This is a genomic window from Bradyrhizobium sp. Mp19, from assembly GCF_029952935.1.
Taxonomy (GTDB): Bacteria; Pseudomonadota; Alphaproteobacteria; order Rhizobiales; family Xanthobacteraceae; genus Bradyrhizobium; species Bradyrhizobium elkanii.
In genome coordinates, this window is the sequence record NZ_JASAUT010000170.1 from 1 (window position 1) to 1,194 (window position 1,194).

Here is a 1,194-nt window from a genome sequence, read left to right on the forward strand (position 1 = left end):
GCAGGGCTATCGCATGTGACCGAGGAGTTCGAAGACGAACGCATCGTTCCATCCGGCGCGTTTGAGCTTGCCGCGCAAGGAGCCTGTCGTGTCCGGGTGGGCTTGGGCGACGTTGAGGGCCAGGCGCCTGAGCACGGCCAGGTTGGCCGGCCCGTTGTCCTTGTGGTTGCGGGCGAGGTCCTCGTCGAGGGTGACGTCGAGCGGCCAGTGCAGGTTATTTTCGATGCCCCAATGAGCGCGGACGATACGCAGGACGTCTTTGCGGCTGTAGGGGCGGCTCATCAGGAAGTAGCGCTCGACCGTGTCGTCCTGTCCACGCTTGCTGGTGATGCGGGCGACAGCTTTGAGGCCCGGGAAGTCGTGCTTCTTGGCCATGCCGGGAGCCGGCGCAACGAGAGCAACACGCTTGTCGGTGCGTCCATGGTCCGCATCGGTGGTGGTGAGCGAAGTCTTGCTCTTGCGTTTGACGGCGCAGATTGCGGCTTTGGCATCCTCCAACAGAGCGGGCTGGTTCGCCTTCACCGCCAGCACGTAGTCACCGCCCCGTGCCACGATCGCTTTGGCCATCGCGCGGTGGCAATGCAGGGCATCGGCCGTGACTACGCAGCCCTTGAGCTGCAGGAGCTCAAGCAACTGCAGGGCACCGTCGACTTCGTTGTTGTTCGGCGCCAGCACATTGGCAAGCGCCATGCGCGTCTGCGCCGCCCAGGCGGTCACCATCACCGGCGGCATGTGGCTCCTGCCGCGTTCGTAGCCGCGTCGCAACGCTTTGCCGTCGAGCGCGATCACACCGCGCGGCCGCTTGATCTTCGCGCCTTGCGCAAAATCCTTCATAAAACGCCGGAACGCGACCTCAAACGCCTTCGGGTCGAGCATCCGGAACACCCGACTGAACGTGTCGTGGCTCGGCAGGCCGTTCCTGAGCACCAGCACATCCCGCCAAAGGTAGGCCTTCATCCGGGCAAACAGCGCCATATCGGTGCAACTCGTCGCCCCGCACAGCGTCGCCATCAGCGCGATGAACAAGATCTCGGTCAGGTCATGCAGCGCGTTGTCGGCCCGCGGGTCCGGCAAATCCTCAAAGCACTCGGCAAATCGTTGCATCGGCCGCTCCCTTCAGATCAGGAGCTGCCTTCAGAATCCCTTTTCTTCGATTTGGCAACTACTTGCACGCGCACACATGCGATTCCCCTG

General features: G+C 63.4%; 1 protein-coding gene. It reads right to left on the reverse strand.

Annotated elements, in window-relative coordinates:
• Positions 1-6: 6 nt before the first annotated feature.
• Entirely contained in the window at positions 7-1,104 is a 1,098-nt protein-coding gene (locus tag QJT82_RS45405; RefSeq protein ID WP_028342550.1) for an ISAs1 family transposase, read from the reverse strand.
• Positions 1,105-1,194: the final 90 nt, after the last annotated feature.